This is a genomic window from Nostoc sp. (assembly GCF_036917315.1).
Lineage (GTDB): Bacteria > Cyanobacteriota > Cyanobacteriia > Cyanobacteriales > Nostocaceae > Nostoc.
On the sequence record NZ_JBALDR010000050.1, the window covers coordinates 126,128 to 138,243 of the forward strand.

Annotated in this window: 12 protein-coding genes; 7 read left to right on the forward strand and 5 right to left on the reverse strand. The window is 41.9% G+C overall.

Going from position 1 to position 12,116, the window contains the following annotated elements; genetic code table 11:
- Nucleotides 1-83 precede the first annotated feature (83 nt).
- Nucleotides 84-443 (forward strand): CopG family transcriptional regulator, encoded by a 360-nt coding sequence (locus V7K84_RS23935; protein WP_334841703.1) that lies wholly within the window; start codon nucleotides 84-86, stop codon nucleotides 441-443.
- Nucleotides 440-841 (forward strand): type II toxin-antitoxin system tRNA(fMet)-specific endonuclease VapC, encoded by a 402-nt coding sequence (gene vapC, locus V7K84_RS23940; RefSeq protein ID WP_334841704.1) that lies wholly within the window; start codon nucleotides 440-442, stop codon nucleotides 839-841. The genes V7K84_RS23935 and vapC overlap by 4 nt, the downstream gene beginning before the upstream one ends.
- Nucleotides 842-1,438: 597 nt before the next feature.
- Here the strand turns inward: vapC and treS are convergent.
- The gene (gene treS / locus V7K84_RS23945) at nucleotides 1,439-4,825 is read right to left on the reverse strand and encodes a maltose alpha-D-glucosyltransferase (protein WP_334841850.1); all 3,387 of its coding nucleotides are present in this window, start codon (nucleotides 4,823-4,825) and stop codon (nucleotides 1,439-1,441) included.
- Between the two features lie 294 nt (nucleotides 4,826-5,119).
- On the opposite strand from treS, the gene V7K84_RS23950 reads away from it, so the two are divergent.
- On the forward strand, nucleotides 5,120-5,467 hold the full coding sequence (locus V7K84_RS23950; protein ID WP_334841705.1) for a PIN domain-containing protein: 348 nt from the start codon (nucleotides 5,120-5,122) through the stop codon (nucleotides 5,465-5,467).
- A gap of 14 nt (nucleotides 5,468-5,481) precedes the next feature.
- On the opposite strand, the gene aroH is transcribed toward V7K84_RS23950, so the two are convergent.
- The 3 genes from aroH to V7K84_RS23965 all read right to left on the reverse strand — a co-directional run bounded on the left by aroH (nucleotide 5,482) and on the right by V7K84_RS23965 (nucleotide 7,702).
- Nucleotides 5,482-5,895, reverse strand: a complete 414-nt coding sequence (gene aroH / locus V7K84_RS23955) for a chorismate mutase (RefSeq protein ID WP_292735923.1) — start codon at nucleotides 5,893-5,895, stop codon at nucleotides 5,482-5,484.
- Between the two features lie 148 nt (nucleotides 5,896-6,043).
- Nucleotides 6,044-6,865 carry a signal peptide peptidase SppA gene (gene sppA, locus V7K84_RS23960; RefSeq protein ID WP_094350670.1) on the reverse strand — a complete coding sequence of 274 codons (822 nt, stop codon included), beginning with the start codon at nucleotides 6,863-6,865 and terminating at the stop codon, nucleotides 6,044-6,046.
- Nucleotides 6,866-7,408: 543 nt separating this feature from the next.
- Nucleotides 7,409-7,702: a hypothetical protein gene (locus tag V7K84_RS23965; RefSeq protein ID WP_334841707.1), complete on the reverse strand. Its 294-nt coding sequence runs from the start codon at nucleotides 7,700-7,702 to the stop codon at nucleotides 7,409-7,411.
- Nucleotides 7,703-8,220: 518 nt separating this feature from the next.
- Here V7K84_RS23965 and V7K84_RS23970 point away from each other — a divergent pair.
- The 4 genes from V7K84_RS23970 to plsY all read left to right on the forward strand — a co-directional run bounded on the left by V7K84_RS23970 (nucleotide 8,221) and on the right by plsY (nucleotide 11,767).
- Nucleotides 8,221-9,015, forward strand: a complete 795-nt coding sequence (locus V7K84_RS23970; RefSeq protein WP_334841708.1) for an MlaE family lipid ABC transporter permease subunit — start codon at nucleotides 8,221-8,223, stop codon at nucleotides 9,013-9,015.
- A gap of 127 nt (nucleotides 9,016-9,142) precedes the next feature.
- Complete coding sequence (locus tag V7K84_RS23975) at nucleotides 9,143-9,529, forward strand: DUF3119 family protein (protein WP_334841709.1); 387 nt, start codon at nucleotides 9,143-9,145, stop codon at nucleotides 9,527-9,529.
- 136 nt (nucleotides 9,530-9,665) lie between these two features.
- Nucleotides 9,666-10,940 (forward strand): DUF3086 domain-containing protein, encoded by a 1,275-nt coding sequence (locus tag V7K84_RS23980; protein ID WP_334841710.1) that lies wholly within the window; start codon nucleotides 9,666-9,668, stop codon nucleotides 10,938-10,940.
- A 146-nt stretch (nucleotides 10,941-11,086) separates the two neighbouring features.
- Nucleotides 11,087-11,767, forward strand: a complete 681-nt coding sequence (plsY, locus tag V7K84_RS23985; protein WP_334841711.1) for a glycerol-3-phosphate 1-O-acyltransferase PlsY — start codon at nucleotides 11,087-11,089, stop codon at nucleotides 11,765-11,767.
- 75 nt (nucleotides 11,768-11,842) lie between these two features.
- On the opposite strand, the gene V7K84_RS23990 is transcribed toward plsY, so the two are convergent.
- Nucleotides 11,843-12,100, reverse strand: a complete 258-nt coding sequence (locus V7K84_RS23990; RefSeq protein WP_334841713.1) for a hypothetical protein — start codon at nucleotides 12,098-12,100, stop codon at nucleotides 11,843-11,845.
- Nucleotides 12,101-12,116 lie beyond the last annotated feature (16 nt).

Here is a 12,116-nt window from a genome sequence, read left to right on the forward strand (position 1 = left end):
CAAAGCTGAAACACCTGACTTTATTTCTTGATACAGCCTTAGCCAATTATAATATACTTAAGATTTTACACAAGGATGGAACCATGACTGACGCTCAAAATATGGTTCGCTTAAACTTAGATTTGTCACCTGAACTAAATCAGATATTAGACGAACTAGCAAATAAAATAGGCACAAGTAAAGGTGATGTTCTGCGTCAGGCTATAACCTTGATGCAAATCATGGTTATAGCTAAAGAGGAAACTAAAAAATTAGGAGTTCCAGAAGCAAATCAATTGATAGTTAATGAAATAATTGTCTCATCTGAACAGCAGCCAAAACCCCATCCACTAGACACATTTATGGAAAGGCTAGGCCCTTGGGAAGATGAACGTACTGCTGAGGAAATAGTCAAAGACATTTATGATAGCCGTACTATTTCTAACAATGACATTAGTCTATGACTTATTTACTTGATACTGATACTTGCATTTATTGGATTAAAGATATTAATTCAGTCAGAAATAAAGTTAGAGAAATAGGATGGGAGCAAATTTATATTTCTAGCATCACAGTTGCTGAGTTATATTTTGGTGCTTATAATTCTCAACGAGTAGTGGAAAATTTAACTCGTGCAGAAAACTTCATTCAAAACTTACCCGTCGTACCTTTAACCGATCCTGCTCTGAGAAAGTATGGTGAATTAAAAGCAGAACTCCGTAGAATAGGACAAACAATTGCTGAATTTGATTTACTAATTGCTAGTGTTGCACTTGCAGAAAACTACACTTTAGTAACAAACAATACTCGTCATTATGAACGCATCAACGGATTAAAACTGGAAAACTGGACTCTGCTTTAAACACTCAACATTAGTTAGTCTCGATTATTTGGCTGTATGCCATTATAAATTAGATTATCAGCCGCGATCGCGCAATTTCTCTTCTCCCAATGGGACGAAGTTGTAGTTGTAGGTTGGGTTGAGGAACGAAACCCAACATTCCCGTCTCTACGTAAAAAAAATCTTTTCTCCCTCAGACTAGAAGTCATATCAAGTCCGCTTGATTACTTATTAAACACGAAGAACCCCACCCCCGCCAAAGCTATGCTTTGTCTCCCCTCCCCGCTTGCGGGGAGGGACTGGGAGTGGGGTGTATTGACTGTGGTTAGCATAACTAATTATGCGGACATGATATCACTGGCTCACAAACAAAGTCTGCGAAGGCGGATTTCAATGTTTTGAAACCTGCAAAAGCAGGTTTTGTTTGTATAGCCGTGATTTCAGTTGTTTAGCACTCAAAAAGACAAGTTAAGGAAATGCGATCGCCTCATTGCCTTAGAGGAAATGTAAGGATTAAGGTCGAAAATTGAGGTATCAAAAATAGAGCGTGAAAATCTTTCCTTCCTCCTACCTAATATTATTTATTTCTTGCAGTTTGTTCTTACTAGGAAAAACTGTTTAAGCAGTTTCACTCAGTAATCGCAGAATAAATTGGAGTGGAATTTCTACCCGATCGGAGCGATTATTTAGTTCATTGCCTACTGCATCAATCGCTTGCTCTAGAAGATAGGCAAAAAGCAGCACATCTAGTTCTTGTGTTGTCTTTGGCAGGAAGGATTCTTGACTAGCAGTTTCTAAATAAGAATTGAGAAAGCTAGTACTAACCCAGGTATACCAAAACTGTCCCCATTGTTCTAGAAGGGGTAAATTTTCAGGTAAGATCATCCCAGATTGTTTTTGATAGCCCAGAGCATCGTTAACTGCATAGTTGAAAGATAGCAACATTCCTGCTACATCTTGTAGAGGCGATCGCTTTATGCGTTGTTCGCTTAAACTGCGATCTGCGTTGCCTTCAAAATCAGCAATAATAAAGTCTTTTCCTGTGTAAAATACTTGTGATAAATGGTAGTTTCCATGATGACGAGTCCGCAATGCAGTAATTTTTTGCCCGACAACTAACTGAAAGCGTTCTAAGATTTTCTGTTGGCTATTAAGAACTTCTAATGCTAATGGTTGAGTATCGGTTGGCAAGGATTTTACTCGTTCTTTTAACAACCGAAATACTTGTCCAGTTAAGTTACGTGCATTTTGATATATCGAACGTTGATAAAGTGATGAAAAAGATTCTGGAGCAAAGTCTGAGCTATCTATATTTGTAGCCAGCGCTATATGGAATTCAGCTGTGGATTTACCCAACAGTTCAACACTTTGCAGGTAAGAAGTAATCGTTGCAATTGCCAATTCTGGAATCTCACTTCTCTGCAAATCCAACAAGTAACCTGATGGCAGAGGCACTTCGGTAATAGTGGCGTGTTCTGTGGTCACTAAATCAAAGTAGTTTTGCAAACTATCAAGGGTATAGTCCCAGCCACTACGGCTATCTAGAATATACTCTTGTAATATGCCTATAGTCGTGGGTAGGGCAGTTTTATTGCCTGTTTTATTTGCACGGCGGTACTCTAAAGCACCAGCTAGGAAAACTGAGTGTTGCAAGCGTTTTTTCTGGTAGAGAAAACGCCGGATTTCTAAATCTGGCTGCAAACCCTCTTCGACTTTGCGGAAGAGTTTTAACAACAAGCGATCGCCATAAACTATATAAGTATTGGTTTGTTCTTCTTTATTCAGAACAATCGGCTCATGATTGGTTAACTCTTGGCGCAATTCGGAGAATGAATCAGTAGTAGTGCTAAATAATTCTCCGGTTATTCCTTGATAAGAGTGATGATTAGCGATCGCATCATCTAGCAGTGAGATGAGAAAGTTCTTGTCTGCTAAAGCATCAAATAAAATTCCACCTTCTTGAATATTGGGTGAATTTGTGTCTATTTTGCCTTGCACCCTAAGCCGTGCAATTACAGCTTGCGGCATTTCTGCCAAAAGATGTGTTGCTTGCTCACCTTCTGCATAGGCCAGAAATAACAGATAAGTTTCGTGGTTTCCCTGGCTATAATCTACCTGCAACCAAATAATTTGAGCTATCTGCTGGTTATAGGGTAAAGAAATCGCTTCAATGATTTGTACTGATTGTACAGTCTGAGTTTTGCCGCCAAACCAGCTACAGGTATAGAGGTAATCCCGCAGTGTTGATTGGAGAATGTTTTGTGACTCTCGTTGCCCAATCACATTCTGCCATGAACCATTTACCAGCAAAGTTGCTAAATCTGCTTGGGATTTAGGGGGTTGAGTTGAGCTAGGTTTACGTTGTAAGGTGAACCAGTAAAACCCGTAAGGACTTAAGCTGAGGAAATAGGGCGATTCTGTAATCGGTGGAAACTCAGTGGAACCAAAAATTTCTATTGGTATTAACCCATTGAAGGTTGATAAATCTAATGCCACCGTTTGCACGTAACGAGATAAATTTGCTACTACCAAGACATCTTCTTCAGAGGTAATCCGGCTGAAGGCGAAAACTTTGCGATTATTAGACTGTAGCAATTCAAAACGCCCTTCACCCAATGCCGAAAACCGTTTGCGAGTAGCAATTAAACGTTTCATCCAATACCAGAGAGAATTGGTATTAGTCCGTTGAGCCTCGACGTTGAGTGCTTCGTAGTGATATTCTGAGTCAACGATGACGGGTAGATACAAGCGTTGCGGGTTGCCGCGACTAAAACCAGCGTTGCGGTCAGAACTCCACTGCATAGGTGTGCGAACACCATTGCGATCGCCTAGATAAACGTTATCTCCCATACCAATTTCATCACCGTAGTAAAGTACGGGGGTTCCTGGCAAAGATAATAGTAAACTATTGAGTAACTCAATTTGGCGGCGGTCATTACCCAAAAGCGGCGCTAATCTGCGGCGGATGCCTAAATTTACCCGCATCATTGGGTCTTGTGCATAGGCCCCATACATAAAATCGCGGTCTTCATCTGTCACCATTTCTAGAGTCAGTTCGTCATGGTTGCGGAGGAACAATGCCCACTGACAGTTATCAGGAATCGATGGAGTTTGCTGAAGAATATCTACAATCGGGAAATTATCTTCCATCCGCACTGCCATAAACAAACGCGGCATTAGGGGAAAATGAAAGTTCATGTGACACTCATCCCCTGCACCGTAATATTGAGCTGCATCTTCAGGCCATTGGTTCGCCTCAGCTAGTAACATCCGGTTAGGAAATTTCGTGTCGATGTGCGATCGCAACTCTTTCAAATAAGCATGAGTTTCGGGTAAGTTTTCGCAGTTCGTTCCTTGCCGTTCGTAGAGATAAGGCACAGCATCCATGCGTAGTCCATCTACACCCATCTCCAACCAAAAATCTAGAACATCAAATACCGCTTCGCGCACCAAGGGATTGTCATAATTCAAATCCGGCTGATGGGAATAGAAACGATGCCAGCAATAAGCTTTGGCAACTGAATCCCAAGCCCAGTTAGATGTCTCAAAATCTTGGAAGATAATTCGCGCTTCTTGGTATTTTTCAGGAGTATCACTCCAAACATAAAAATCTCGCTCCGGACTGCCTTTCGGGGCGCGACGCGCTCTTTGAAACCAAGGATGTTGGTCGGAGGTATGATTAATAATTAACTCAATAATTACACGAATACCGCGCTGATGAGCGGCGTTCAAAAACGTTTTAAAGTCTTCTAATGTGCCATAGATAGGATTGACACTAGTGTAATCAGCAATATCGTAACCATCATCTCTGAGTGGTGAAGGGAAAAAAGGTAACAACCAAATGGCAGTAATACCTAAATCTTGTAAATAGTCTAGTTTTTCTGTCAGTCCTGGAAAATCACCAATACCATCACCATTACTGTCAGCAAATGTGCGAACACCTAGTTCGTAGATAATTGCATTTTTGAACCATAACGAGTCATCTTTCAAGGTGGAGTTTGGCATTTTAAAAAGATATGCGATCGCATATCCAATAGAACTATATTTTACTTGATACAATCGCTGAGATTATCAGCTTATTTATCTTACACGAGTAATGTTTACGCTTTCTTACTTAAGTAATGAAACTACCAAACGAGCTATATTTAGTCATAAATAATCATCCTAACTGCGTATATACATATAGCAGCTTTCATTTGCATGAAGTAAAAAGTTACGGGTTTTGAGGCAGGTGGTAACAGAGCGTAGTCGTTGGCGCAGCCTCTCGTAGAGAAGTGAGGCAGAAGCTTTTTATATCTGATGCTCCCGTACTGCATTTTGAACTTCACTTCAAAAGCAACCTGCTGTATATATATCACGGTTGCTGAGTTGTATTTTGATGCTTATAATTCTCAACGAGTAGTGGAAAATTTAACTCGTGCAGAAGAATTTATTCAAAACTTACCCGTTCTACCTTTAACCGATCCTGCCCTGAGAAAGTATGGTGAATTAAAGGCAGAACTCCGTAGAATAGGACAAACTATTGCTGAATTTGATTTACTAATTGTTAGTGTTGCAGTTGCAGAAAATTACACTTTAGTAACAAACAATATTCGTCACTACAGCTGCATTTCTAATTTACAGTTGCAAAACTGGATTTCACCTTAAAAATATTAAGTAGTTTACACTTTTGACTTAACTGCTTGCTGTGATGCTTGTAAAGTCTGAGGCAAACTCCAGTCGGGACGCAAGCTAGCGGCGTTGCGTAAATAAATATGATGAATTGAGGCGGAGGCTGGCAGATAGGCGTGGATTAAGAAGCGAATGCAGCGCTGTAAGCTGCCTTCGACGTGCATTTGCTGCACATCCAACATAGCCACATTATCCCAACCAGGACGCGCTCTGGCGATCGCAGCTGGAAAAACTGCATCCAAATCGCGTGTCACTGAAAAAGTCACACTAATAATGTCCTTGGGCTGGAATTGATTCCGGTTTTCCAGTTCATTTAGTAGTTCTGTAACTACCTCTTGGATTGTCTCAACAGTATTTTCTGAAGCGGTTGTTGCTCCGCGAATAGCCCGCATTTGCCAGTCCACGCCAAAATCCTCCTTAAAACACAAAGGTGAGGAGTTAGGAGTTGAGAATGAGAAGTTAAGACTGTTAACTCATAACTCCTCACTCATAAACGCCAGTTGCTCCACTTGGGGAAACCCCAAGACCGCACTGGCTCCTCCTAACTCATATTTAGGGTCGATATAACCACAGAGGTAAACCACTAGTAGACATTTCAAATTCGAGCCAATCAATACCGGCCCCAATTCCTGATGAAAATTGACGACTCCCTGGTATAAAGCGACTCAATAAAGGTTTACGCTCTTCTAGGGTATAGCAGAGAGTTTTTTCTGGATCGAGACCAACCAGTTCTGCTGTCCAACGACGGGCATCTTCTTCTGTACCCAGGCGGTCTACAACACCCAAAGCTAGGGCTTGCTGTCCAGTAAAAATCCGACCATCGGCGAAACTTTTCACAGCTTCTACCGTTAAAGAGCGTCCATCAGCTACCGTTTGGACAAACTGCTGATAACTTGTGTCAATCAACTCTTGCAGGATGTGTTCTTCTGGTTCGGTCAGTTGCCGATCGAAAGCCAAAATGTCTTTGTAAGGGCCAGACTTAATTACCTGGAAGGAAACACCGATTTTTTCTAGCAAGCGTTCCAAGTTATTCCCACGCAAAATCACACCAATACTACCCGTAATCGTACCTGGGTTGGCAACGATGTATTCGGCTCCCACACCGATGTATACTCCTCCAGAAGCCGAAATATTGCCAAAGCTAGCGACGATTTTGATTTTCTCGCGCAAACGCTTCAGGGCACTGTAGATTTCTTGAGAATCTCCGACTGTACCGCCAGGACTATCGATACGTAGCAATAATGCCGGAAACTTTTTTTCTTCTACAGTTTTCAGGGCTTCTAGGACGCGTTTGCGAGTAGCACTGGCGATCGCACCAGTAATTTCAATCCGCGCAATTTGTTTTCTAAACTTGGGCTTAAACGGCCAAACCATGAGCTGTCAACATACCTCGTAATAAATTCAATATAAGATCCCCGACGGTCAGACGACCTGCTTTCCTCTGTTATGAAAGATGAGTAGGCATTGCGATCGTCATAATTTTAAGGAAATTTTTATATTTTTCAGTGAGTTTTATTTGATATTCTCGATTAATACTAATCAAATCCTCAAAGATTACAGCTAGCATAAAATGCCAAACTCTAGTTTAGCGTTAACCTGATGATTTAGAAAGACTATTTTAGCTATTTTGCCAAATTAAAAGCTCTCAATGCCTTGTTATTCTGGCTTTTTGAATGTTTGAGGACTGGTTTTACTAAGGTCGCACACGTTTACTAGTTGTCAGTAATTAATAACTAATAACTAATGAATATATAAATATTTAATCAATTACTTCGACACTCAATTTAATTAATCCAAATTCATTCAGCAACACTAATCTCTATTTAGGTTGAGACTAGTAGTACTTTCACTCTGGGAAATATCACTTTTTCCTGTCTTCTACAGCCCAATAATCTGCTGATGAAGCGATTTCACTACTCAATCTATACGTAAAATTTGATACCGATAATATACGAACATATCAAACAGTGCGCCAACGAAACTAAAGGTCAAGCTAATTACAAATAATCCGCGTAGGGGAGTTCCACTGCCGAAGGTGGCGAGAAAATGCATAATCTCAGTAGCGATCGCCTCGGTTAACTCTTGTAAGCCAGGGAAGTTACCAAGAAGGGATAGAAAAAGGAATCCGCCGCCAATCAGGAACATGGGAACGACAAAACTAAAAATGATTGTAAGTAGTAGGGAGCGGAGAAAGTTAGTAAAAATAGTCATTTAAGACAAACTCCGTGAGTAGAGATGACAAAAGCAAGATAGCGGTTTGTCATTTTCTACAATACGAGCGATCGCCCCAGAGCAGCGAATCTGTCAAAAATCTTAAGTTTTCATTAAAATAAACGGGTAGCAGTTACAGCCTATGCTGGGGATATAAAAGGCAATTTAAATCTACAAAAACCTTGTAAAATGGAGGTTATAGCCAAGTGTACTACTTATTTATTGCCTTGTAGCACGTTTAAGAACAGCTTCATTTTCTGAGAACATCTTTAATTTAAGTTAATATTCAGCCGTCTTGAGGGAGTGGGGAGATGAGGGTAGAGGGGCAGAGGGGCAGAGGGGCAGGGGAGCAGGGGAGCAGGGGAGCAGGGGAGCAGGGGAGAAAAGTTTAGAAATTGCAACAAGTCTTTCCCCTTGCCTCCTTGTCCCGTTGTCCTCTTCCCCATTCCCCATTCCCCATTCCCCATTCCCATGACTTCCGCTATTCTTAAGGCAGTTACCGAGTTAGCTACAGAACATTGAACCAGACTACATCCAAATCCAGTTTAGGGGAATGGAGTCAGCGTTTGCTGGCGGCGATTTTTCTGGGTGGGCAAGTACTAGTTCACCTATTGAGAGGCAAAATCCATCGGCGTAACACCTTAGAACAAATGGCAGCAGTTGGGCCAGATTCCTTATTTATTGCCCTATTGACGGCTATTTTCGTTGGTGCGGTGTTTACCATTCAAGTGGCGCGGGAATTTATCAACTTTGGCGCAGGAAACATTATCGGCGGAGTGCTTTCTATAGCGTTGACACGAGAACTCTCTCCTGTGTTGACAGCAGTGGTTTTGGCGGGACGAGTCGGTTCTGCCTTTGCAGCAGAAATCGGTACCATGCGAGTCTCAGAGCAAATCGATGCCATGTTGATGTTAAAAACAGATCCAATCGATTATCTAGTTATTCCCCGCGTTATTGCTTGCTGTTTAATGTTACCAATTTTAACCCTCCTATCTTTGATAACGGGGATGTTCGGAGGATTCCTCATTGCGACAAATATCTACAACCTGTCTGATACAGTATTTCTAGACTCAGCCCGTAATTTTCTTGGTATCTGGGATATTTTAAGCGCCATGATTAAGGCGTGTTGTTTTGGGATTTTAATCGCTGTAATTGGTTGCAGTTGGGGGTTGACGACAACAGGAGGTGCTAAAGGTGTAGGACAGTCAACTACAACTGCTGTTGTGACTGCCTTGCTGATTATATTTGTGAGCAACTTCTTTCTTTCTTGGTTAATGTTTCAGGGGACTGGCAGTGCATTCATAGGACTATAGAAGTGAGGAGTTATGAGTTATAAGTTATGAGTTAAAATTCCTCACTCTTAACTTCTAACTCTTAACTTCTAACTCCTGACTCCTAAAATAGGAGAGATGCCTACTAAACAAAGCAGGATTTAAGACTGTGACCAGTTCATTTGCTTCTAACTCCACATCAACTGTGGAACTCAAGCCTAGTTACAATATACCCATCGTGTTAGCGATCGCCGCGATTCCACTATTGTTGGTACAACCTTGGGTAGGCTCCGTTTTCACGCTGTTTGGTTTGTTTCTCATGTTTCAGGCGTTAACGCTGCGTTTGCAATTTACCGCTACCGACTTAGATATTTACAGAGGCGAAAAATTGATTCGACGCTTTCCCTACCAAGAATGGCAAAACTGGCGGATCTTTTGGAATAGAGTCCCCATTTTGTTTTACTTTAAAGAAATTAAAAGTATTCACTTTTTGCCGATTTTATTTGACCCCAACACCTTGAAAACTTGTTTAGAACAACGTTGTCCGCGTATTTAGCGCTGAGTGCCATCTGTGCTGAGTCGTTTTGATATAGACTCAGAACTCAGCACTCATGCTCAGGACTTTTATGGCAGGTCAATTGTAATATTTCTGAAAGCTATTTATTCGCATCATAGGAATTACACTATTGTTTATGAACCCAGAGGCATCTCAAACCCCAGAACCAATTAATGAGCGGTTGGCAGAAAAACCAGAAGAGAACAATGCAATTGAACATCCAGTAAATCCATCTGTTGAGTCAGTGGTAGACACAAAAGCCATTAGCTCATCAGAGGACTACACAAATTTTGAGCCACTCATTTCCAATGCAGAAGTGGTAGATTCTACAGTAGAGCTAACAGAAAATTCAAATGGCGAGTTTGTAGCGCAGTTAGAAGGGGAAAATGTGGCGCTGGGGTCTGAAATAGGATCGGTAAATAATTTATTATATGCAGAAGCAGAGCAGCGAGTGGCAGAGTTGCAAAGCGCTGAAGCATCTCTTAAGGAAGAAATAGCCAAGCTGCAAGCTTCTTATGAAAACCTGCAAGCACAGATGAGTGAAACTCAAACCTCACTGGGACGAATTGTACAAGAGTCACTTTTGCAGTTGGAACAACGCAAGCAAACTCTGCAAATTTCTGTCGAACAATTAGAACGCCGTCAAGAACGTATCCGCAACGAGATGCGAACCACTTTTGCTGGTACATCCCAAGACTTGGCAATTCGGGTGCAGGGTTTTAAAGACTATCTCACAGGTAGTTTACAAGATTTGGCTGTTGCCGCTGAACAGTTGCAACTGACCCCAACTGTGGTAGAACGAGAAAAACCAGCTGTAAAAGAGGCTAAACCAGTTGAATCCCAGCCTGGAATACCCCAATTTGCCCAACAGCAGTTTCAAGATACTACCAAGCAAATTCGCCGCCTAATCGATCAATACCGCAATAAACCAGATTATTACGGCCCGCCCTGGCAACTACGCCGTACCTTTGAACCAATCCATGCTGAACGAATCTCTAACTGGTTTTTTACCCAAGGAGGACGGGGTGGTTTGCGGACAATGGGTAGCCGCTTGCAGAATATCCTAATTGCCTCAGCTGCAATTTCGATATTACACAAGCTGTATGGCGATCGTGCCCGTACTTTAGTCTTAGCTAATACACCGGAGCGATTAGGCGAATGGCGGCGTGGCTTGCAAGATTGTCTCGGAATCGGTCGCCCAGATTTCGGCCCAGACCGGGGTGTGGTATTATTTGAGGCATCTGACGCTCTCGCTCAAAAAGCAGAGCGATTGACGAAAGCCAACCAACTGCCCTTAATTATCATTGACGATTCAGAAGAACAAATCAGTTTGTCATTGCTGCAATTTCCCCTGTGGTTAGCCTTTGCTCCTGACCCCAAAACAGTGAGAAACTATGATGATGACTTTTAAATGAGTCATTGGTCATTAGTCATTGGTCATTGGTCAAGAGATATTACTCTTGACTTTTTTGAATTTTGTTAGCGCAGCGTAAAGCCTTTGGCATGGCTTCGCTTAGAGCGAGTCTTCAAGCGTCATTTTAAATTTTGAATTGTATTATGGCTATTTGGTTAACTCTGTGCGGGGCAATTGTCGTCATAGCTTACCTGCTGGGTTCTTTTCCCACCGGCTACATTGCTGTGAAACAGTTAAAAGGTATTGATATTCGGGCAGTTGGTTCAGGTTCCACTGGTGCAACTAATGTACTAAGAACCTTGGGCAAAGGGCCAGGAGCATTGGTTTTAGTACTTGATTCCTTAAAGGGAGTATTAGCGATCGCTCTAGTTTATTGCTTGTTCAACTTTGAACCAATTAAAAATTATATCCCTCAAACGGTAGATGCACAACTGTGGCAACCGTGGGTAGTAACAATATCTGGGTTAGCTGCCATTCTGGGACATAGTAAATCAATTTTTTTAGGCTTTACTGGTGGTAAATCCGTTGCTATCAGCTTGGGGATTTTGTTGGCAATGAGTTGGCAGGTAGGTTTAGCAACAGCGGGTGTGTTTGCCGTCGTTGTGGCAATATCGCGGATTGTTTCTTTAAGTTCAATAGTAGGTGCGATCGCAGTTTCCATTTTCATGGTAATTTGGCATCAGCCCTTACCCTATATTCTGTTTGGGATTGCTGGTGGGTTATATGTGGTTTTGCGTCATCGCGCTAATATTGAACGACTGTTTGCGGGAACGGAGCCGAAAATTGGGCAACCTGTAGCGACAGAACCCGAACAAACTGCATAAATAGGTAATCGGGAGCCAAACTGAAAACTCTTCTCTCAGAAGAGGTGAGCTTCTTCCAGTATTAATGTTTTAGGCTTAGGAACGAACATTGCCTTTAATTAAACGGTGAAAAAGGCGGCAAGGCCACAAAAAAGCTCCACAAATAGTGACTGAGGCGATGGCGGCCACAACTCGCCAACTTGAACTAGATCGAGTGTCAGACTCTGAAGGATGAGCTTGTGTCTGTTTAGCTAATTCTGGCATTGAATGAGATAGCTGACTGGCTGTACTCACCCCTTCAATCGCTGCTCCAATTAGATAAGCTACTAGGGCAATTACTAGCCAGTTATTCATAATATTCCACTGTTTG